This is a genomic window from Saccharospirillum sp. ABV4_185 (genome assembly GCF_056159245.1).
Genome location: NZ_JBSWUW010000001.1, coordinates 288,106 through 308,303 on the forward strand (window position 1 = coordinate 288,106; position 20,198 = coordinate 308,303).

Below are 20,198 nucleotides of genomic sequence, written 5' to 3' on the forward strand. Positions count from 1 at the left end.
CGGTTTCGGTTTTACTCAGTGGAAAAGCCCATTTATTTCGCTGGAATTATTCACGGGATTGATGATGAACAACGCCGCTTTTGATGCATCCGACATCGTTTCACGTGCCATGGAAAACAATGGCCTGCTGCTCAATGAAACGGAATTGCCAGCGGCGTTTTTCACCCTCGGCAGTGGCATCGCTGGCGATCTGCTGCAGAAGTTCGTCAACTACCAACTGCCGCTGGCGATCGTGGTACAGGACGCCGCCATTTACGGCGATCGCTTCAACGAACTGGTACACGAACACCGCGGCCATTCCAGGGTACGTTTCTTTGCCGACCAGGAGTCCGCCGCAAGCTGGTTGTCGGCACAACGCTAGGGAGCCTCTGAACAATTCCCTGAGGCTTCCCGGTCAAATTGCCCCGGCCGCCAATCCCTGCTACAAAAGCGCCTCTCCTTTTTAATCAGCCCAAACCATGCCAGTACCCTTCGATTTCCTGCTGCAGTTCTTCGCCTTCTCGGCCGGCGCCGGCATTGTGCTGGTGTACGCCTATTGGCATCGAGTTGCACCCGATGCGCGCTTGCGCTGGGCGTTACTGGTACTGGTCTGTGCGGTCGTCAATTATCTGCTCGGGCTCTATGCCTTCGTGCTCGACGATGACCTGACCGTCAATGCCGCCAGCTATGTGCATTTTGCCTTGCAGAGCCTCACGCTGATGGGGCTACTGCTGGGCACGCAGCAGCTGTTGCGTCTGCTCGGCGCGCAGCCTGCGGTATGGCTGAGCAGTGCGATCTGGCTCAGCCTGGTGGCGATGGCCGTGCTCAGTATGGTGGCGCGGGCGCTGAACAGTCTGGCGCTGCAGGCCCTGGCCAGCGCCTGTTTCGTACTGACCGGTGTGCTGTTGCTGGTGCAGTTCTGGCGGTTTGCGCCGCAGCAGCCGTCGGGAAAGCGCATTCGTCGTCTGGCGCTGTTTGGTCTGGCACTCTTATTACCCGCCTTTGTCTTGCAATTGATCTTGCCCGAGCGCTGGCTGGTGGTGCATCCGGTGGATGCGATGGCTTATCTCTACGTTATGGGTTGCGCGCTGTGGATAGCGCTTGATGGCTTGGGTGCCAACAAACACCGGGTCGATAGCCAGGGCGAACGGCTTGCCCTGAGTACGGTCCAACAGCACTTCGACCTCACCGAACGCGAGTTCCAGGTGCTGCGTTTGCTGGTGCAGGCCAAGCCCTACAAGACCATTGCCGATGAACTGTCGATCTCTGCGCACACCGTGAAAACCCACGCCTCGAACGTGTACCGCAAAACCGGCACCCAGCGAAAATCGGAACTCAAACACCGCTTCAGCGACGATTGAGCGGCCGCCTCACCCGAATCTCACCCTTTTATCACCGCTATATCGCCCGTTTACACCCTGCTTTTTAGACAAGGTCCGAGCTTCAATAGTTATCGCCTGAGCCAAGACTCAGCTTCGACTCATTGATCAAGGACATTGCTATGAAACTCTGGTTAACACTCATTATTACCCTGGCGATGGCCGTCGCTGCGGGTCTGATCAGCGGCTGCCAGCCCGATGCTGAAAAAGCCCGGGCGGTGGAAGCGCTGATCGAAGCGCGCCTGGAAGAAACCCAGATAACCGGCCTTGCCGCCGCTGTTGTCTATCAAGGGCAAACGCTCAGTGCGCGCGGTTATGGTCTTGCCGATAAGGCCAATGATACCGCTGTTAGCGCCGACACCCGTTTCCAGATCGGCTCGACCACCAAGCTGTTTACTGCCCTGGCGGTCATGCAGTTGGTCGAAAACGGGCAGATACAACTTGATGACGACATCCGCACCTATCTGCCGCAGTTCAATCCCAAGGCACTCAACAGCGATGCGCTAACGGTTACGGTTCGCGATCTGTTAACCCACCACTCCGGCATTCCCAGCGCCTACCTGCGTTCGTTCATCATGGACGAACCTGACGCTGAATTGTTTATGCAAACCTCAAGCTGGCTGTCGGACACCTACCTCGTCTGGGAACATCAGCAAGTGTTCGCCTACTGCAATGTCTGTTTCAGTCTGATGGGCGAGCTGGTGGCCACGGTGAGCCAACAAAGTTATGCCGACTATATTGAGCAGCGTATTTTTGCACCGCTGGAACTGGATGAAAGCCTCGTCTTTGGTGTGCCCGGCGTGACTGAAAACACCTCCCTGGGTTACCAGGCGGGCGAGCCGACCGATCCGTTGCTGATCAAAGACGTGCCGGCCGGCAGTTTCTTAATGTCCGCCAACGATATGGCCAAGTTTGCGCTGGCACTGGTGCGCACCCAGCACGGCTATCCAACCAATGACTGGCTGAAAACCGACACCCTCGACGCCATGCTCGAACAGCAATTCCTCGGCTTGCCGATGAATGCGGACTTTAAAATCGGCCTGGGTTTCTGGCTGAATGATCATCGGGGTCGCACTCAGGTCGGTCATGGTGGCACCGTGCCGCCGTTTTATTCCGAGTTGAAAATTCTGCCCGAATCCGGCACCGCGGTTTTTATTGCCGCCAACGACACGCTGGGCAATAACGCTGTGCTGGATGAACTGGCGGCAGACATTTTTGATCTGCTGTTACCGCCAACCCAGAACCCGGAAACTCCCACCATCAACACCGCCACCCTGAACGATGGCGACTACAACCTCGGTGGTTTTGGACTGGTATCGATTAGCCACGACGGCGCTTCGCGCCAACTGGAATTACCCGGCATGGGTCGCTTTAATCTGACTCAGATTGACAGCGGTTGGTATGCGGCGGATCTGGATATCGAACTGCGTCCCTATAGCGGTTCAGCAACCGAGACTCTCTTGCCGATTGCTTTTCACGGTTACCTCAACGGCTACCTGTTAGGACCAGCGACGGCGCTTGAAACCCACAATGCCAGCGAGCAATACCAAGCCTGGCTGGGGCAGTATGAGTCGGACGATCTGGTTGAGAGTGTGCAACTGTATTACGACGACGAACGCCGCAGCTATCGACTGGATGCCAGCCTGGGCGCGCTCGGTGATGGTCTGGCGGTCACCCTGAAGCCGATCAACGACCAGTTGATGCAGGTGCAGGGTTATGGCCGTAACGTCGGCAACGTGATTCAGCTGGATCGGGAAAATGGCGAGCCCATTCTCCGCTATTCCGGTATTACATTCCGACACAAAACCGACTGAGTAAAACGCTCAGTTTCCAACTCTGCCCGCCGCTAACCTGATGTTGTACTGACATCGGCGGCGGGTTTTCTTCTGATCCGGCTATGTCAGCACAGACAGCCGGATCAGGAGATCAAGCGGATGAAATACATTCAGCAATTGATGGCGCTGTGTTTCGCGCTGGCCATCACCAGCTTCGCCTTGGGTCATTCCGGCGGCACCAATGCTCAGGGTTGCCACACCAACCACCGCACCGGCGATTACCACTGCCACACCCCCAAAACGCCACCCGCAAACAGCGTGCTTTATTGTCACCAGATCAACGGCGAATCACGCTGCGGTTATGCGTTGAGCACCTGTAATAATCTGGTGGCTCAATATGGTGGGCACTGTGTCAGACAGTAATCCAGCTTAGACAGATCGCGCCCAAACTAAGGTGGAAACCATCATTGATCCAACCGGCATGACTTTCTGAGCAAACACCTTTGACGCTGTCACCAAACCATAAATGTTAAACCGCGCTTATGCTGTTGCCTGCAGTTAACCCAAGCGAGGCAAATGATGGAAAAAGTGGTTTTGGTTACCGGAGCATCCTCCGGCATGGGCAAGGCAACCGCTCAGTTACTTATCCAGCACGGCTACCGAGTTTATTGTGCCGCCCGACGAGTCGAGAAAATGAATGACCTCCAATCATTGGGTGGCCGCGTTGTCGCTTTGGATGTTACCGACGACGCCAGCATAAAGGAATGCATCCGGACCATTGCTGACCGGGAAGGACGACTGGATATATTGATCAATAGCGCAGGTTTTGGCAGTCATGGCGCCATTGAGGAAGTTCCAATCGAAGAAGCTCGTTATCAACTGGAGGTCAATGTCTTTGGCACCATGCGTCTGATTCAGCTGGCGCTGCCCCTTATGCGCAAAAACAGCTTTGGCAAAATCATCAACCTGTCTTCTGTTGGCGGTAAATTAGCGGGTCCATTGGGTGGCTGGTATCACGCCAGCAAGTTCGCTATCGAGGGGCTCAGCGACAGCTTACGCCTTGAAGTAAAGGCTTTTGGCATCGATGTTATTGTTATCGAGCCTGGCGCCATCCAGTCCGAATGGGGCGCCATTGCAAAAGCCAACCTACTCAAAACGTCCGGTCAGGGGCCTTACCGCCGAGTAGCGGAAAAATTCGCTGGGGTCATAGACAATAGCGAAACTAAAGCAACCCCACCGCAGACCATTGCTAAACTGATTAAAAAAGCAATCGAAACCCCGCACCCAAAAGCACGATATGCTAAAGGATACCTGGCCAGACCAATCCTTTTGGTTAAGTATCTGGCATCGGACAAACTAATGGATAAAATTCTTACCAGCCAATTAAAGTAACGAGCAACGATGACCGATTTCGATATTCAACGTCAAAATGTGTTGTTATCCGTTGCCAGCAAGCAACAGCTCAGTCATCAGCAATTCTGGGAGGAGCACTCGCTCTACATCGTTCTCTCGGGTTCTGGAAAAATTTTCAACCACAATGAGACCCATCATTATTTTCCCGGAGCCCTTGGGTTCTTAAAAAAGAATCAGATTGCCCGGGCAGAAAAAATTCCCGGGCCTGATGGCGCACCTTTTAAATCCATTGGTCTGCTTTTGGACCAGCAAACACTGCAAGCCTATGCCACTGAACACGATCATATAGTCGTGGCTCCCCATACAGGTAACGGCCTTATTAAACTGGCCCCCGACCCGTTATTGACGGGATTTTTCTCATCACTGGTTCCTTATTTTGATTATCCGGAAAAACTAACAACTGCGTTGGTTAAACTAAAAACCATCGAAGCGATTGAGTTGCTACTGGAACATGATAAAAAATTCGCCAATATCCTGTTCGATTTTCATGAACCATTTAAGATCGACTTGGAAAATTTCATGCTCAGGAACTTCAGATACAACCTACCTATGTCGACCTTTGCTAAGTTGGCTGGACGAAGCCTATCGACGTTCCGAAGAGATTTTAAGAAAACTTTTGGCCAAACACCCGAACGTTGGCTAAAAAAAATTCGCTTGGAAAAGGCGCACTTTTTAATTACTGAGAAACACCAGAAACCTTCCGACATCTATCTCAATCTGGGTTTCGAAAATCTCTCGCACTTTTCAGCATCCTTCCGTAACCACTTTGGCTACAACGCATCAGTAGCTGACAAAGATCGCTAAGATTTCCGCTGGCTATCATCTTCAGGAGGATCCGCTTCTGCTTCCCGCTCAGCTTCGGCGTGTTCCGCCGCCCAGACACCAGCTGCCTCCACCGCCACTGGCGATGCCGTTGGCACCACGCCCAGATAATGTTCGCTGTCATCGACACTGACCACTTCGCGCAACGTCATGTGGTAGAGGGCGTAAAGCATGATCAGGATGAAGGTCAGTGCCAGCGTCGGCCAAAAACCGGTCGGCCCTATCCATTGCATGGCCGAGCCGGTTAACGGCGGCCCAGCGATCGCGCCCAGACCAAAGGTAAACACCAAACCACCCGAGGCACCTGGCATATCTTCGGTCGACAGCGAATCGTTGGTATAGGCCAAAAACAGTGAATAGAGCGGCGTGGTAACACCGCCGCCAAAGAACGCCGCCAGCACCCACAGCCAGAAATAACCACTGGCCAGCCAGCCAAGCAAACAGGACACCGCCCCAAGAGCAGCGGCACCGAAAATCACCTTGCGGCGATCAATCCGATCCGACAACCAGCCGATGGGATATTGCAGCACCACCGAGCCGGCAAAGAGGCTGGCCACGAACAGCGCAATCTGACTCGTGCTGAGCCCGACCTGAGTCCCAAAGACCGCGCCCATACCCGCCTGGGTGGCGTAGACACCGCCCAATAAAAAGATACCCACGGTGCTTAACGGCGAACTGGTCAACAAATCCCACAAGCGCATCGGTCGCGACACCGTCATCGATGGCGCCTGGGTAGCCGACAGCAAAATAGGTGCAAAGGAAATGGAGACCAGAATCGAGGCCCCGATAAACAACACCGAGGTGGCCGCGTCGCCGAGCGTCAACAAACCCTGAGCGCCAATGATGCCCAGCGTCTGGGCGATCATATAGGCCGATAACACCTTGCCCCGGGTCTCATTAGTGGAGGCATCGTTCAGCCAGCTCTCAGCGGTGACATAAATGCCCGACATACAGAAGCCGACCATAATTCGCAGCGGCGACCAGGACCACGGCTCGGCCAGCAAAGGAAAGGCAATCAACCCCGCCGACATAAAACTGCCCAGCGCAGCAAACACCCGCACATGGCCGACCCGCCGAATCAGCACAGGCGTAAAGCGCGCGCCGGATAAAAAGCCCACGTAATAGCAGGAGGTCACCACCGCCAATTCAACGGCAGAGAAACCTTCGATATCACCGCGCAGACCAATCAGCGTGAAGTGCATGCCGTTGCCGAGCATGATCAGCAGGATCCCCAGCAACAATGGCCAAACACGAGTCACAACGCTGATCACCACACACCTCCGCAGCAACAGGGAACTGTCACGCAGCATGGCACAGAAAACTCAGCAATAAAGCGATGACGACGCCGGTTTTATGATGTTTTGCGACATCTTCAATGCTCTGCCGTTGTGCAGTAAGGCCAGACTGTAGCCACTAACATCAACAACAGAGGTTGGCACTTTAGCGAGGTTTGCCACCCGGGATACATTTCTTCACATCACCCCAATTGTAACCCGAGGCGTTACAGGTTACGTTGATAGCCATAATAAGAAGCTTCAAGCACAAAGGATTGGCGCGCTTCTTCAAGCATGGCAATACAGCCGGAATTCAAGCCAGCCATGCCAAGCGTTTGCGATTAATACTGGGACGCCTGCACGCGGCCAGCCATATCCAGGACATGGACTTACCCGGTCTGCGCTTACATGAACTGAGCGGAAAACGACGTGGCGATTGGGCTGTCGAGGTCAGCGGCAATTGGCGGCTAACCTTTCGTTTCGACCAGGGCGATGCTCTGGTGGTGAACTACGAAGACTATCATTGAGGTACCCAGGATGTTGATGCATAACCCACCGCACCCCGGAGAAATCATCCGCGAGCTGTGCTTAGAACCCTTAGATCTGTCGGTAACAGCGGCGGCCAAGGCGCTGGGCATCAGCCGGAAAACCTTAAGTGCGGTGATCAATGGCAGAGCCGGTATCAGCCCGGAGATGGCGGTACGCTTATCCATCGCCTTTAACACCTCCGCAGAGAGCTGGTTGATACAACAAGCGCAATATGATCTTTGGCACGCCGAACAACGCCGCAACGACTTAAACGTTAAGCCGCTGGCCGCTGCTTGAGAGACGGTTGAGTTTAACCGCCCAATTGCAGTTTTTTTCGATACAGCGTCTGTAAGTCCGACCATTGCTGGGGCCGATAATGTTGCGGCTTTGGTTGCTTAAGTTGCAACGCCAGTGTCGCCGCTAACTCCGCTGTTTCAGCGTCTGCATGTGGTTCATCGCCTTCATAAAACACCGCCTCAGGCAAACACTCCGGGTAAGCCTGACGCCTGGGCACAATGCAGGTCGCACCGGCTTGCGCCAGCTCGAGCATCGCCAGCCCCTGAAAATCGTGCAGGGCGGTCGAGACGCCAATACCAGCCCGGCCCAGCCAGTATTCGTAGTCCGACTCGCTGGCCTCACCCCAGTGCACAATTCGATCCTGCAAAAGCTGTCGTTCTTTGGCAAAAGCATCGTCGCGGCCGCCGCCACTGCCGAGCATCGCTAAGCGAAAATCAACGTTGCTCTGTTTCAGTTTTATCAGCGCATTCAAAAAACGTTGCGGCTGTTTATCCCACTCCCAACGGTGGTTCCATACAACCAAACGGGAATCTTTTTCCTGTTCGCGTAGCGCACTAAAACGTTCACTAAGCGGCACCGCTAAAACATCACAACGCCGCTTCAACTTTACTAACGGATCACCCGGAATTATTTCAGGGAATTTCTTCAACAACGTTTCAGCACCGGCAAAAAACGTATCGCGATTAAAGTGCGTATTAAAGCTGATCCAGTCGGCACAAAACGCATTTTCCAGACTCTTGAATTGCCAGGCGGTTTGATGAGCCGCTTGTTGCTGATTCGACAATGGATGGGCAAATTGATTCTCGTGAAAATACAACCACAAAGGCACATCACGCAGCGCCGGGCATTGTGCTTTTAAGGTCACGACTTGCGTTAGGCTGGTGGCAATTATGAGGTCGTAGGATTGTTGAAAAGCAGCGTCATCGCCGAGCGCCCACAACCAGCCGGAGGCTTCAATGCGCCAGCTGAAATGGCGCGCCGGCTGGCTGCGCAGAGTCCAGTTGTGCTCCGGGAAGGCTGCCATCAGGCCTTCACACCAGTAACGGTGGCTGGCCGAATGATAGGCGCTGAGCAGCAGGATGTTCATAAGGCGGTGGGCTTTTGGGTTGGTGGTTTTAGTTGATGGTTGGGTGAGATCCCGGATAGCACCTATGGCACTTCCGGGATGACAATTTTTAAAGTTGCAACACTTCTGGGATGACGTTGTTTTAGTGGCGGATTGGCCAGGATTAGTGCAGTTAGTCGGTTCCACCCTTGGCATCATCCACGCCCCAGGGCGCTAGTAAATCCTGTTTGAAACCGGCGCATTTCAGAATGCGGGCGACGACAAAATCGATCATATCGTCGAGCGTTTTCGGTTGATGATAAAAGCCCGGACTGGCCGGTAAAATGACCGCGCCGGCGCGTTTCAGGGTGAGCATATTTTGCAGGTGAATTTCGTTGTAGGGCGTTTCGCGCGGTACCAGAATCAGGGTGCCGCTTTCTTTCATGATGACATCGGCGCCACGCTCGATCAGGTTATCGCACTGACCGGTAGCAATGGCCGCCAGCGTACCGGTCGAGCAAGGGCAGACGATCATCGTATCCGGTGCGCCCGAGCCGCTGGCAACCGGGCTCATCCAGTCTTCACGACCGGCGATGATCAGCTTGCCGCCTTCGCCCAAACGCGCGCGCAAATGGTCGTGTAATTTGTCGTGATTGGCCGGCCAGGGTTCGCCAGTTTCCACCGCCGCCACCATCAGCGCGGCCTTGGACACCAACAGATGCACTTCGCAATCGGCGGCCAATAAAAACTGCAATAAGCGTTCGGCGTAAGGCGCACCCGAGGCGCCGGTAATGGCCAGCGTAATACGACGACTCATGCATCCTCTCCGTGATAGCGGATCATGCCTTCCTGGGCGGTGCTGGCGACCAGCCGACCATTGCTGTCGAAAATCTGGCCGCGCACATAACCGCGCGCGCCGCTGGCGCTGGGGCTGTCGGCGACGTACAGCAACCAGTCGTCGAGTTTGAACGGACGATGAAACCAGATGGCGTGATCGAGCGAGGCAATGGTTAACCCCGGTTTCATTAATGAAATGCCGTGCGGCATCAGCGCGGTTTCCAAAAAGCCGTAGTCGCTGGTGTAGGCGAGCATCGATTGATGCACCAGCGGGTCGTCCGGCAGCGGCCCGTTGGAGCGGATCCACATATGGCGTTTGGCAATACCCAGGCGCGGCCGGAACGGATTTTGTGCTTCAACGATGCGGCATTCAATGGGCCGCTCGGCGGTAAACAGATCGCGCACCCGCACCGGAATTTCCTCGGCATGATCGCGATAGAGTTTGGCTTCCGGTTCCAGCCCTTCCGGGCCAGGCACATTGGGCATGGCGCCCTGATGTTCCAGGCCCTCTTCTTCTTTTTGGAAAGAGGCGGTCATCGCCAGAATGGGTTTATCGAACTGGCTGGCAATCACCCGGCGCACACTGAATGAACGACCATCACGCACCGCTTCGACGGCGTATTCGATAGGCGTATTAACATCACCCGGACGCAAAAAATAGGAATGCAGGGAGTGCGGCATGCGCGCGCTGTCGAGCGTCTGAATGGCGGCCGATAATCCCTGGCCGATAACCTGACCACCAAACACCTTGGGGTAACCCAAATCCTGCGATAAGCCGCGATAGCGCTGTTCGCCAATCTGCTCCAGCTTCAACAACTCAATCAAGCCTTCAACGACCGCTTTGGCCATCTGTGGTTCTCCTCTTACTTCTGCCAGTGCTTCCGCTCGTCGGGGCGGATCGATTCTTTCAGTGGCTGAGTATATCAACTGAGCGGCCCGGGCGTGGCAACCGGGACGAAACCTCGGCTATTCATAACTTTGCAGCAAAGATAACGCGCCGGAAGGTCAAACTCAGCCTTGCCTCGGCATGGGCACGCTTGGGAACGCAGTGCTGCCAGTGATGTTGCAAGGCGCCATCCATTAACAATAAATCGCCTTCGCCGAGTGCAACGCTGAGCGTCTGGCGGTGGTCGCTGTTGCGACGCAGACGAAAATCGCGCCGGGCGCCAAGCGACAGACTGGCCACCGGCGGGTTCAGACCTAACTCCGCTTCGTTATCGGCGTGCCAGCCCATGCGGTCGTCACCGTTGCGATACCAGTTGGCGAGGACGGCGTTGAAGGCCACTTCGGTTGTGTCGCAGACCGCTGCTATCAAGGGTTTAACAACCTCCGGCCAACCCTCGGCGACCAACGTCTGGCCGCTGTAGCGGTAGCGCACGCCGGGTGCACCAAACCAGCTTTCCAACCGAGGCGTGGCGTGCTCACGGCCATAAACCCGCACCTGGCCCTGGCGCCAGCTTAATTGCTGTTGCAATCGTTGCTGCCAGGACTCGGCGTCGGCGCACCAATTCCGGTACACTTGCAGCCGTCCGCTGTCATCATCGAATAAGGTTTCACCCATCACTATGGCTACCTCCGCTGCAAGCGCTCAACAATGGCTGAACGAACAAAAACCCGATCGCGCGGCGATTGAAGACGTGGTCGGGAAACTGGAAAAACGCATCGAACAACTGTCTGAAGAAGACCCGGCGCTGGCTGGCTCGGTCGATGCGCTGGTGTTGTTGCAAGATCATCTGGAACAACTGGACGCGCCAGCGGCCGACAGCGATGCGCCAGCGGCCAATCTGGACACCTCCGAACTGATCCCCGACGCCGATCCGATACAGCTGGAAGAGGATGTGAAACGCCGCACCTTCGACGAGCTGAAAAATCGCTTCAAGGATTTATAAGCCAGCCTTACTGGCTGTTTTCCAGCTCACGCGTCTGCATCCAGTTGCGCAGCTCGGCGATGTCACGGTTGGCTTCACGCACCACATCGCCGGCCAAAATTCGCAGTTGCGCATCGACGCTGTGGTTGAGCATCACCTGGCCCAGATTCACCACCAGTTCGTGGTGCCAAACCATGGCGTGGGCGAAGACGGTTTCGGCATCGCCATCCACCTGAAATTCACCACGGTCCTCGGCGAATTCATCGAGTACCGTCTGGTAGGTTTGGCGAATAAGTTGCGCATCATCATCCGGGTCGGGTTCGTCGTAGCGCTCCAGCCAGGTGTTAAAAGCTTCGATGTCATCGCGGTGTTTTTTGACAATCAACTCCGCTACACGACCGAGTCGTTCATTGTCGGTTTTATCCAGAACCAATTCAGCCATCTGCACGCCGGCACTTTGGTGGGCCACCATCAACTGAGAGAAATCGAAATCGACATCGCCGCTTAACGACACCTCAAATACCGCACTCATCAACTCAGTGCGCGCCTGCTGCAACGACACCTCAGCTGATTCTTCTGCCCCGACGGGTGCCATCATCAAAACACAGCCCATCAGCAGCGATACCAAAGACCCCATAACTGATTTCATGCTTCTCTCCTGAACCCTTACCGCTTAAGCCGGACATTGTACCGGATGAACCACGGGGTTCCGATGCGCCACTGGTCGCAAAAATGTTCGATCGAACACATAAAAGCGCAATGGAACTGTCAACGCCCTGCAATAGAAGCCACCTAAGGTGGGCTGCGAATTCAATGAGCGACGTCCCGGCATTGCTGGCACCTCAGGCATTACCGGGATTCGTTCGAACAATAAGCAGCCAACTTAAAGGATGTAACACCTCATGAAGAAGACGCTTCTTGCACTGACTGTCGCGGCGGGCATCAGCCAGGTTCAGGCCGCCACCGAAATCAATTTCTGGCACGCCATGGGCGGCGCCCTGGGTGAAAAAGTTGACGCCATGGTTGCCGACTTTAACGCCTCCCAAGACGATGTTGTGGTCAACGCCAGCTATCGCGGCAACTACAGCGAAACCATGACCGGCGCCATCGCCGCATTCCGTTCGGGCGAACAGCCGGACATCGTTCAGGTTTACGAAGTCGGCACCGCCACCATGATGGCCGCCGAAGGCGCGGTTTATCCGGTGTACCAGTTGATGGAAGAGTACAGTGATGGTTTCGATCAAAGCGCCTATCTGAGCACCGTGACCGGCTACTACGCCGATGAAAACGGCAACATGCTGTCGATGCCGTTTAACTCTTCGACGCCAGTGCTGTACTACAACAAAGCCGCCTTCGAAGCGGCGGGTCTGCCCGACCGTGGTCCGCAAACCTGGGAAGAGATGGATGAATTTGGTCAGGCCATCCTCGATGCCGGTTACGACTGTGGTTTCACCACCGCCTGGCAATCCTGGATTCATCTGGAAAACCTGTCGGCGCGCCATAACGTACCCTTCGCCACCAACGACAATGGCTTTGGCGGCCTGGATACCGAGGTGGTGTTCAACAGCGAATTGCAGATCGCCCACATTGAGCAGATGGCGCAATGGCACGACAGCGGCATCTTCAGTTATTCCGGTCGTACCAGCGAAGGCGCTTCGCGCTTCTACAGCGGCGAGTGTGCCATGTACACCGAATCATCCGCCGGCTACGCCGGGGTACGCGCCAACACCGATTTCGAATTCGGCGTCAGCCAGTTGCCCTACTGGGAAAGCCAGATCGACCAACCGCAAAACACCATCATCGGTGGCGCCACCCTGTGGACCTTGCGCGGTCAGGACGAAAACCACTACCCGGCCGTTGCCCGCTTCTTCGAATACCTGTCACAGCCGGAAGTTCAGGCCGACTGGCACCAGTTCTCCGGTTACCTGCCCATTACTTATGCGGCGGTTGAGCTGACCAAAGAACAGGGTTTCTACGCCAACAACCCCGGCACCGATGTGGCCATCAACCAGATGACTTCGGTGGCACCGACCGCCAACTCCCGCGGTTTGCGGCTGGGCAACTTCCCGCAGATTCGCGGCATCATCGACGAAGCGCTGGAATCCGTATGGAACGGTGACGCCAGTGCCGTGCGTGCGCTGAATCGTGCCGCCCGTCGCAGCAACGAACAACTGCGTCGTTTCGAACGCGCCAACCGCTAAAAAGTGGGCTCATCAGGCGATGCCATCATCGCCTGATTTCACACACGGCCGGGCGTCCGGTCGTGTCTTTTTGATTGGGTTTCAAGCCGGGTTTTACCCATGCATGACAAGACCGTTTTCCAGCATCAGCTGCTGCCTTATTTGTTGGTCGCGCCGCAATTGATCATCACCCTGGTGTTTTTTATCTGGCCGGCTGGCCAGGCCTTGTATCAATCGTTTTTAGTCGAAGACGCCTTTGGTTTCAGTACCGAATTCGTCTGGTTCGAAAACTTTATTTATCTGCTCACCGACCCCGAATACTGGACCTCGATTCGCGTCACCGCCCTGTTCAGTTTCTGGGTGGCCTCTATCGCTATGGCAGTGGCGTTATTGCTGGCAACGATGGCCGATAAAGTCATCCGTGGCTCGCGCTTTTACCAGACTCTGCTGATCTGGCCGTACGCCGTCGCACCCGTGGTTGCCGCCGTTTTATGGTTGATGTTGTTCAGCCCCAGCATTGGCGTGTTGCCATTCTGGTTGAGCAAAATCGGTTACCACTGGAATCATCTGGCGAACTCCGTTGAGGCTAATATTCTGGTTATTGTTGCCTCGGTCTGGAAGCAGATCAGCTACAACTTTATTTTCTTTGTTGCCGGCCTGCAGGCCATTCCACGTTCCCTTATTGAAGCGGCGGCCATCGATGGAGCACGTCCGTTCCGACGCTTCTGGCAAATCGTTTTCCCGCTGTTGTCACCGACCGCTTTTTTTCTGCTGGTGGTGAATGTGGTCTACGCCTTTTTTGAAACCTTCGGGGTTATTCATGCCACCACGCAAGGTGGTCCGGGTAACTCGACTAAGACGCTGGTTTACAAAGTTTTCGAGGACGGTTTTATCGGTCTGGATCTGGGTTCCTCATCGGCGCAGTCGGTGTTGCTGATGTTGATTGTCATCACCCTGACCGTGGTGCAGTTCCGTTACGTCGAGAAGAAGGTGCAATACTGATGGTTGAAAACAGACCCTGGCTGACGCTGACGCGTCATCTGCTCCTGCTGCTCGGCATCGGTGTCATCAGTCTGCCTATCTGGGTGGCACTGGTGGCGGCCACCCATCCGAGCAGCGCCTTTGTGTCCGGTATTTTGCCGTTGTGGTTTGGTGATCAGGCCGTTACCAATTTAATGACGGTGCTGAGTAACGACGGCGGTTTGGGCGTCTCGGTATCGGCCACGCGTATGCTGTGGAACAGCTTTGTGATGGCCATGGTCATCGCCGTCGGCAAGATTGTGATTTCCATGATGTCGGCCTACGCCATCGTCTATTTCCGCTTTCCCGGTCGTCAGCTGTGTTTCTGGCTGATCTTTATTACGTTGATGTTGCCGGTCGAGGTGCGCATTCTGCCGACCTACGAAGTGGTCGCGAATTTAGGCCTGCTTAACAGCTACGCCGGCCTGACCATTCCGTTAATTGCCAGCGCCACCGCGACCTTTTTATTCCGGCAGTTTTTTATGTCGGTGCCCGACTCTTTGCTCGAAGCCGCACGCATCGATGGCGCCGGGCCGATCCGTTTTTTCAAAGACATCTTGCTGCCATTGTCGGCCAATAATATTGCTGCTTTGTTCGTGATTTTATTTATCTACGGCTGGAACCAGTATCTGTGGCCGTTGCTGATTACTACCGACGATCAGTACTACACCATCGTCATGGCCATTAAACGCCTGATGACATCCGACAACGGTTTGATTCCGTGGAACCTCATTATGACCACCACCATTCTGGCCATGCTGCCACCGGTCATCGTCGTACTGGCGATGCAAAAACTATTTGTGAAAGGCCTGATTGAACAGGAAAAGTAAGGGGATACTGTGGCCAGTTTAACGTTGACGCATTTGCATAAAACATACCCGAACGGTTTTACCGCGGTGCACGATTTGAACCTCGATATTCACGACGGTGAATTTCTGGTGTTGGTCGGGCCATCAGGCTGCGGCAAGTCGACCACCTTACGCATGGTCGCCGGACTGGAAGCCATCAGCACGGGTGATCTGCACATTGGTGAGAGCCGGGTAAACGACCTGGAACCGGCCGACCGCGACATCGCCATGGTGTTTCAGAATTACGCCCTTTATCCGCATATGACGGTGTTTAACAATATGGCGTACGGTCTGAAAAACCGCGGTGAATCGCGCGCTGACATCGACCACAAAGTGCGCACTGCAGCCCAGACGCTGGACATTGAACATCTACTCGACGCCAAGCCCGCGCGTTTATCTGGCGGCCAGCGTCAACGCGTTGCCATGGGTCGCGCCATTGTGCGTAATCCACAGGTGTTTTTATTCGACGAGCCGCTGTCGAACCTCGATGCCAAGTTGCGCGTGCAGATGCGCATCGAAATCAAACGGCTGCAACAGCGCTTTGGTACCACCGCCATCTATGTCACTCACGATCAGGTGGAAGCCATGACGCTGGCCGATCGCCTGGTGGTGATGAACGGCGGCAAGGTGGAACAGGTCGGCCCGCCGATTGAGCTTTACGAGCAACCGGCCAGCCGTTTTGTGGCGGGTTTTATCGGTTCGCCGGCAATGAATTTTTTGACCGTCAGCCTGGAAAATCCGACCACGCTGGTGCTGCCCAATGGTCAACGCTTGCAGCTGCCGCAGGCGGTTGATCACAGCGGTGAGGTTATTCTCGGGTTTCGTCCCGAACATCTGGAGAGCTGTTCGCCGGAGCAATCCGACTTTACACTGAGTGTTGAAATCATTGAGCCACTGGGCGCCGATACGCTGCTGTACGGCAGCTTTCCCGACACCGATACGTTGGTGCTGGCAGAGCAATCCGGCAAAGCGCGTTTTCACAGCGGCGAACGCATCCCCTTGCGTTTTGACCGCCAGCGGCTACACCTGTTCGACCCACAAACGGAGCTCAGAATTGCATGATTGCCAGCCCCATTATCGGCCATCGCGGTTGCGCCCGACGCGCGCCTGAAAACACTCTCGGTGCCATGACCTTCAGTCGCGATGCGGGTCTGGACTGGGTAGAGATCGACGCCAATTTGCTCGGTGACGGCACTGCTGTGATGTTTCACGACAGCACACTCGACCGCCTGACACCGGCGCAAGGTAAGCTGGCCGATCAAAATTGGGCGGCGGTAAAAGATCTCGATGTTGGCAGCCACTTCAGCTCAGATTACCGCAGTGAGCGCTTACCCAGCCTGGAAGCGGCGCTGATTCATATTCGCGATCTGGGTCTGGGGCTGAACCTGGAAATCAAGCACTATCCGGACTTCAGCATCGACGCCATTACCGAGCGCTGCATCGAACTGCTCGACGCTCATTGGCAGGATTTTAACCGCCTGCTGATCACCAGTTTTAACGGCGAAATTTTGGAGCGTCTGCATCGCGCCCGACCGCAATGGCTGCGCGGTCATTTGTGGGTAACGCTGCCGGATAACTGGCAGGAAGTGGCGCGTATTCTCGAGTTGAGCAGCATTAATCTGGACCATCATCAGCTGACCGAAGTTCAGGCTAAGGCCATCAAAGCCGCGGGTTATGATCTGTATTGTTACACCGTCAATGACGCCGCAGCCGCCGAGCGCCTGCTGCGCTGGGGCGTCGATGGCTTGATCACCGACGACCCGGCGCTGATCCAGCCGGCATGAAACTGAACCAACGGCAGAAGCGCATTCTCGATTGGGTTCGCCGTGAAGAACACGTCCAGGTTGAAGCGCTGGCCGCCAACTTTAAGCTGACACCTCAGACCATCCGCCGCGACCTGACTCCGCTGTGCGAAGCGGGATTGTTAAGGCGGCGCTATGGGGGTGTGAGCGTGCCCTCATCGAGCGTGAACCTGTCGTTCAGTTCACGCCAGGTGATGAACGCCCCGGCCAAGCGCGCCATTGCCAAAGCGCTGGCAGAGCGGCTGCCCGACGACGCCTCGCTGCATCTGGGCATCGGTACGACGATGGAGTTCGTCGCTCGCGCCTTGATGGGTCGGCCCTGTAAAGTCTTGACCAACAACCTGAAGGTGGCTTCGGTGTTGTGCGCCAGCGATAACACCGAGGTGATCGTTTCCGGCGGCCATTTACGGCACAATGATGACGACGTCGTGGGCGCGGCCACTACCGCCTTCTTTGCCGACTTTTGCGCCGACTATGGCATCATTGGCTGTGGCAGCCTGGACCCGAACCGCGGTGCCATGGATTTTGATCTACGCGAAGCCGAAGTCAGTCGCGCTATCATTGCCAATGCCAGACGCCGCGTCTTAATTGCCGATCACTCCAAGTGGCAACGCCAGGCACTGGCTCGAGTGGTCGACTTCGATCAGCTTGACCTGTTTATCACCGACCAACTCAGCAACGATTTGCGGCACCGACTGCCATCCACGCTGGATATTATCGAAACCGAGGCTTAACCGACGGCATGACCAATCTGGATTACTCGCCGCTGACACTGCTGCTGACCGATGTCGATGACACCCTGACCACCCAGGGTCGTCTGTCCGCTGAAACCTACCACGCCCTGTGCCAACTGGCCGACGCCGGTGTCTCGGTGATTCCTATTACCGGTGGCTGCGCCGGTTGGTGCGACATGATGCTGCGCACCTGGCCGGTCGCCGCTGTGATCGGTGAAGGCGGTGCCTTCTATGGCTTGCGCAGCGCCACTGGTTCGGTTGAATGGCAATTCTGGGACAGCGCGGAGCAGCATCGTGCCGATCAGGCCGCCATCTTACAAACCTTGCAAGACATGCCGCTTTCCTTCGAAGTAGCGCTGGCCAAAGACCAGTCGCTGCGCTGGGTCGATGTTGCCATTGATTACCGCCAGGACGCACACCTGACCAAAGCCCAGGCCGATCAACTGTGCACCGCCTTTATCGACGCGGGTTTCCAGGCCAAATGCAGCTCCATTCATATCAATGTCTGGCGCGGCAACTTTAATAAAGCCGCCATGGCGAAACGGCTGTTGCGCGATGTGTTTAAACTCGATGAAGCTAGTGCCCAACAACAGGTGCTGTTTATCGGCGACGCGCCCAACGACGAACCCATGTTCGAAGCCTTTCCCAACAGTGTCGGTGTTGCCAACATCGTGCCGTATCTGGAAACCATGACTCACCAACCCAAGCAGTTAACCCAGGGCAAAGCCGGGACGGGCTTTGTGGAAATGGCAACGGCCTGGCTGAGCAACCTGAGGGATCGTCAAGGATGATGGTATTAATCGAACTGGCCGGCGCGGTGGCGTTACTGCTGTGGGGCATTCGCATGGTGCAGACCGGCTTTGCCCGGCTGCTCGGCAACCGCCTGGAGCGGCTGCTGCGTCGTACCACCAGCAACCGCGGCAAGGCATTTATCACCGGCGCCCTGACCGCTTTTATGCTGCAATCCTCCACCGCCGTGGTGTTGATGGTCGCCTCCTTCAGCGCCACCGGCATGCTCACCTTGATGGCCGCCTTGGGCACGGTGCTGGGCGCGGAATTCGGTGCCAGCCTGGCGGCGGTGCTGCTGAACATGGAGCTGAACAAGCTCGCCCTGCCGATCATTCTGCTTGGCGTCATCAGTTTTAAACTCGATTATTCGCGCGCCTGGAAACACAGCGGGCGCATTCTGATCGGCCTGGGTCTGGTGTTGCTGTCGCTCAATCTGATCGGCGATGTCACCTACTTATTGCGTTCCAGTGATGTGTTTTTGCTGATCAGCAACAAGGTGGAAAGCGATGTGGCGCTGGCCATCACGCTGATGGGATTGTTCACCTGGATGATCCATTCCACCCTGGCCGCGGTGCTGATCATCGCTCAGTTTGTGCAGGACGGTACCATCACCATGGACGCCGGTTTTTACCTCCTGCTCGGGGCCAACCTTGGCGGCGCCCTGCCCGCTCTGGTCAGTGGCTGGTCGTTGCAGGACTCCGGCCGTCAGGTGGTTCTGGGTAATCTGATTTTCCGCTTTGTTGCCGTGGCCCTGGGTTTACTGGCGATAATTTCCAGCGGCGATTTAATCCAGCAACTGTTACCCGAACGCGCCCTGGGCATCGTTATTGCGCACTCCGGATTAAACCTGCTCAACGGTTTGCTGCTGGTCGCCATTCTGCCCTTGCTGCTGCCGCTGTTTATGCCCGCACGCAACTCCAATGCCACAGACAATGACTTGTCGCAGCAGCAGGATCGGCCGATTTATTTGTCCATTGATGACATCCGCAATCCCGGTCGGGCGTTGGCAAACGCGCGTAACGAAGCACTGCACATTGCCGAGCTGGTGTATCGCATGCTGAACAATGCGCTCGATGCCTTTGATGATCGCGATCTGGTGAAACAGATTTCCGACCTGGACGACGACATCGATGCGCTGCACCGCGAAGCGCTGAATTATGTGTTGTCGATTGAAGACAGCGGCCAGCAGCAACAGCACCGGGAACTGATCAGTTTTATGACCAACCTGGAGCACATCGGCGACATCATTGATGAAAGTCTGATGCATCTGGCGCGCAATAAAATCCGAGAAGGTGTGCGCTTTGATGAAGACCAGACCAAGGTGGTCAATCATCTGCACGATCAGCTGGTGGATGCGTTCCGTTTGTCACAGGCGGTATTCACCAGCGACAGCGCTGAGCTCGCGCAGGAGCTGTTGGATGTGAAGCGTCAGTATCGCAGCGACATTCTGCAGGCCCGACAAAGTCATCTGGATGAACTGGGTGGCCACCATTCGGAAAACCTCTTGTCCACCCAGATATTTATTGATGTGCTGCGTGACTTGCAGCGTATTTGCTCACACCTGACCGCGGTGGCCTATCCGGTGCTGCAACGGCGTCGTGACTGACG

At 55.6% G+C, this 20,198-nt stretch carries 23 protein-coding genes; 17 read left to right on the forward strand and 6 right to left on the reverse strand.

Going from position 1 to position 20,198, the window contains the following annotated elements; translation table 11 throughout:
- Positions 1 to 64: 64 nt before the first annotated feature.
- From ACXAE6_RS01320 to ACXAE6_RS01345, 6 genes are all read left to right on the forward strand, one after another.
- Complete coding sequence (locus ACXAE6_RS01320) at positions 65 to 361, forward strand: DUF4180 domain-containing protein (RefSeq protein WP_475143491.1); 297 nt, start codon at positions 65 to 67, stop codon at positions 359 to 361.
- Between the two features lie 97 nt (positions 362 to 458).
- Entirely contained in the window at positions 459 to 1,340 is an 882-nt protein-coding gene (locus ACXAE6_RS01325) for a helix-turn-helix transcriptional regulator (protein WP_475143494.1), read from the forward strand.
- A 140-nt stretch (positions 1,341 to 1,480) separates the two neighbouring features.
- Positions 1,481 to 3,172, forward strand: coding sequence for a serine hydrolase domain-containing protein (locus ACXAE6_RS01330; protein ID WP_475143497.1), 1,692 nt, complete (start codon positions 1,481 to 1,483; stop codon positions 3,170 to 3,172).
- A gap of 120 nt (positions 3,173 to 3,292) precedes the next feature.
- The gene (locus ACXAE6_RS01335) at positions 3,293 to 3,556 is read left to right on the forward strand and encodes a YHYH domain-containing protein (RefSeq protein ID WP_475143501.1); all 264 of its coding nucleotides are present in this window, start codon (positions 3,293 to 3,295) and stop codon (positions 3,554 to 3,556) included.
- Positions 3,557 to 3,712: 156 nt separating this feature from the next.
- Positions 3,713 to 4,525: an oxidoreductase gene (locus tag ACXAE6_RS01340; protein WP_475143504.1), complete on the forward strand. Its 813-nt coding sequence runs from the start codon at positions 3,713 to 3,715 to the stop codon at positions 4,523 to 4,525.
- A gap of 9 nt (positions 4,526 to 4,534) precedes the next feature.
- Positions 4,535 to 5,350: a helix-turn-helix domain-containing protein gene (locus ACXAE6_RS01345; protein ID WP_475143507.1), complete on the forward strand. Its 816-nt coding sequence runs from the start codon at positions 4,535 to 4,537 to the stop codon at positions 5,348 to 5,350.
- On the opposite strand, the gene ACXAE6_RS01350 is transcribed toward ACXAE6_RS01345, so the two are convergent.
- Positions 5,347 to 6,627, reverse strand: a complete 1,281-nt coding sequence (locus ACXAE6_RS01350) for an MFS transporter (RefSeq protein WP_475143510.1) — start codon at positions 6,625 to 6,627, stop codon at positions 5,347 to 5,349. The two genes, ACXAE6_RS01345 and ACXAE6_RS01350, sit on opposite strands and share 4 nt — an antisense overlap.
- 254 nt (positions 6,628 to 6,881) lie before the next feature.
- Here ACXAE6_RS01350 and ACXAE6_RS01355 point away from each other — a divergent pair, with 254 nt between their 5' ends.
- Positions 6,882 to 7,169 (forward strand): type II toxin-antitoxin system RelE/ParE family toxin, encoded by a 288-nt coding sequence (locus ACXAE6_RS01355; RefSeq protein WP_475143513.1) that lies wholly within the window; start codon positions 6,882 to 6,884, stop codon positions 7,167 to 7,169.
- A gap of 10 nt (positions 7,170 to 7,179) precedes the next feature.
- Positions 7,180 to 7,467, forward strand: a complete 288-nt coding sequence (locus tag ACXAE6_RS01360) for a HigA family addiction module antitoxin (protein WP_475143516.1) — start codon at positions 7,180 to 7,182, stop codon at positions 7,465 to 7,467.
- Between the two features lie 13 nt (positions 7,468 to 7,480).
- On the opposite strand, the gene ACXAE6_RS01365 is transcribed toward ACXAE6_RS01360, so the two are convergent.
- The 4 genes from ACXAE6_RS01365 to ACXAE6_RS01380 all read right to left on the reverse strand — a co-directional run bounded on the left by ACXAE6_RS01365 (position 7,481) and on the right by ACXAE6_RS01380 (position 10,910).
- The gene (locus tag ACXAE6_RS01365; RefSeq protein WP_475143519.1) at positions 7,481 to 8,554 is read right to left on the reverse strand and encodes a tRNA-queuosine alpha-mannosyltransferase domain-containing protein; all 1,074 of its coding nucleotides are present in this window, start codon (positions 8,552 to 8,554) and stop codon (positions 7,481 to 7,483) included.
- A 151-nt stretch (positions 8,555 to 8,705) separates the two neighbouring features.
- The gene (locus tag ACXAE6_RS01370; protein WP_475143524.1) at positions 8,706 to 9,329 is read right to left on the reverse strand and encodes a flavin prenyltransferase UbiX; all 624 of its coding nucleotides are present in this window, start codon (positions 9,327 to 9,329) and stop codon (positions 8,706 to 8,708) included.
- Positions 9,326 to 10,198 carry an acyl-CoA thioesterase domain-containing protein gene (locus tag ACXAE6_RS01375; protein WP_475143525.1) on the reverse strand — a complete coding sequence of 291 codons (873 nt, stop codon included), beginning with the start codon at positions 10,196 to 10,198 and terminating at the stop codon, positions 9,326 to 9,328. Before ACXAE6_RS01375 ends, ACXAE6_RS01370 begins: the two co-directional genes overlap by 4 nt.
- A 121-nt stretch (positions 10,199 to 10,319) precedes the next feature.
- Positions 10,320 to 10,910: an alpha-ketoglutarate-dependent dioxygenase AlkB family protein gene (locus ACXAE6_RS01380; RefSeq protein WP_475143527.1), complete on the reverse strand. Its 591-nt coding sequence runs from the start codon at positions 10,908 to 10,910 to the stop codon at positions 10,320 to 10,322.
- Between the two features lie 4 nt (positions 10,911 to 10,914).
- Here ACXAE6_RS01380 and ACXAE6_RS01385 point away from each other — a divergent pair, with 4 nt between their 5' ends.
- The gene (locus ACXAE6_RS01385) at positions 10,915 to 11,238 is read left to right on the forward strand and encodes a hypothetical protein (protein ID WP_392799846.1); all 324 of its coding nucleotides are present in this window, start codon (positions 10,915 to 10,917) and stop codon (positions 11,236 to 11,238) included.
- Between the two features lie 7 nt (positions 11,239 to 11,245).
- On the opposite strand, the gene ACXAE6_RS01390 is transcribed toward ACXAE6_RS01385, so the two are convergent.
- Positions 11,246 to 11,866, reverse strand: a complete 621-nt coding sequence (locus ACXAE6_RS01390; RefSeq protein WP_475143532.1) for a DUF305 domain-containing protein — start codon at positions 11,864 to 11,866, stop codon at positions 11,246 to 11,248.
- Positions 11,867 to 12,119: 253 nt separating this feature from the next.
- Here ACXAE6_RS01390 and ugpB point away from each other — a divergent pair, with 253 nt between their 5' ends.
- From ugpB to ACXAE6_RS01430, 8 genes are all read left to right on the forward strand, one after another.
- Positions 12,120 to 13,418: a sn-glycerol-3-phosphate ABC transporter substrate-binding protein UgpB gene (gene ugpB / locus ACXAE6_RS01395; protein WP_475143534.1), complete on the forward strand. Its 1,299-nt coding sequence runs from the start codon at positions 12,120 to 12,122 to the stop codon at positions 13,416 to 13,418.
- Positions 13,419 to 13,517: 99 nt separating this feature from the next.
- A complete protein-coding gene (gene ugpA / locus ACXAE6_RS01400) occupies positions 13,518 to 14,399 on the forward strand; it encodes a sn-glycerol-3-phosphate ABC transporter permease UgpA (RefSeq protein WP_475143536.1) in 882 nt (293 codons plus the stop codon).
- Complete coding sequence (gene ugpE / locus ACXAE6_RS01405) at positions 14,399 to 15,247, forward strand: sn-glycerol-3-phosphate ABC transporter permease UgpE (protein WP_475143539.1); 849 nt, start codon at positions 14,399 to 14,401, stop codon at positions 15,245 to 15,247. The genes ugpA and ugpE overlap by 1 nt, the downstream gene beginning before the upstream one ends.
- A gap of 9 nt (positions 15,248 to 15,256) precedes the next feature.
- The gene (locus tag ACXAE6_RS01410) at positions 15,257 to 16,327 is read left to right on the forward strand and encodes an ABC transporter ATP-binding protein (RefSeq protein ID WP_475143542.1); all 1,071 of its coding nucleotides are present in this window, start codon (positions 15,257 to 15,259) and stop codon (positions 16,325 to 16,327) included.
- On the forward strand, positions 16,324 to 17,049 hold the full coding sequence (locus tag ACXAE6_RS01415; protein ID WP_475143546.1) for a glycerophosphodiester phosphodiesterase family protein: 726 nt from the start codon (positions 16,324 to 16,326) through the stop codon (positions 17,047 to 17,049). The genes ACXAE6_RS01410 and ACXAE6_RS01415 overlap by 4 nt, the downstream gene beginning before the upstream one ends.
- A complete protein-coding gene (locus ACXAE6_RS01420; protein WP_475143548.1) occupies positions 17,046 to 17,801 on the forward strand; it encodes a DeoR/GlpR family DNA-binding transcription regulator in 756 nt (251 codons plus the stop codon). The genes ACXAE6_RS01415 and ACXAE6_RS01420 overlap by 4 nt, the downstream gene beginning before the upstream one ends.
- 8 nt (positions 17,802 to 17,809) lie before the next feature.
- On the forward strand, positions 17,810 to 18,592 hold the full coding sequence (locus tag ACXAE6_RS01425; protein WP_475143551.1) for an HAD-IIB family hydrolase: 783 nt from the start codon (positions 17,810 to 17,812) through the stop codon (positions 18,590 to 18,592).
- Positions 18,589 to 20,196 (forward strand): Na/Pi cotransporter family protein, encoded by a 1,608-nt coding sequence (locus ACXAE6_RS01430; RefSeq protein WP_475143555.1) that lies wholly within the window; start codon positions 18,589 to 18,591, stop codon positions 20,194 to 20,196. Before ACXAE6_RS01425 ends, ACXAE6_RS01430 begins: the two co-directional genes overlap by 4 nt.
- Positions 20,197 to 20,198 lie beyond the last annotated feature (2 nt).